At 64.3% G+C, this 560-nt stretch carries 1 protein-coding gene; it reads left to right on the top strand.

Going from position 1 to position 560, the window contains the following annotated elements; genetic code table 11:
• On the top strand, positions 1-560 hold a 560-nt coding region (locus ABD323_RS44565; protein ID WP_344447675.1), incomplete at both ends, for a hypothetical protein.

The following is a 560-nucleotide window of genomic DNA, read 5'->3' as shown; positions in this document are numbered from 1 at the left end:
CGATGCTGGCGGCTGGCGCGTACGCCGTGTTCACCCGCGATGTCGAGGCAGGCCCGACGGCGCTGATCACGATTGGGGCATTTCTCGTGCTCATTGGCGTTGTTGGTCGCAGGATCACCTCGGTGGAGCTGGCGTCGGGCCAGATCGGCTGGGAGCAGCGCGAGCAGGTGAAGGAAGAGGTCGAGGCGGCCCGCACGCCCGAGCAAGCTCTTACGGTCGTTGATACTGCTGCGACCTACGATCCTCGGATTCGCCAGGACCCTCAGCTGGTTAGCCTCGCGCGAGCGGCGTACGACGTGGTAATTCGCAACAGTCTCACTGCTGCCTTGCCGCCTGGTGCCACCTTGACGCCTGTGAGGGACTCGCTTGCCGACTTCGTGGTCCGAGTGCAGGACAAGTCAGTTGCCGTCGTGGTCAAGTACGGCGACCCGGACTCCGTGTTCGATTCGGTCCGGCTGCGCAGGGTGCTGGAACAAATGGCCAATAGCGACTTCTCAGCGGTGGTCCTTGTCAGCAACATGGGTGAGCCGAGGGGGCGGGTCCGGCAGCTCGCCAACGAG

It is taken from the genome of Kitasatospora nipponensis (assembly GCF_039528135.1).
Taxonomy (GTDB): Bacteria; Actinomycetota; Actinomycetes; order Streptomycetales; family Streptomycetaceae; genus Kitasatospora; species Kitasatospora nipponensis.
Note: the sequence above shows the minus strand (reverse complement) of the source record. Positions and strands in the feature narration are given on the sequence as shown.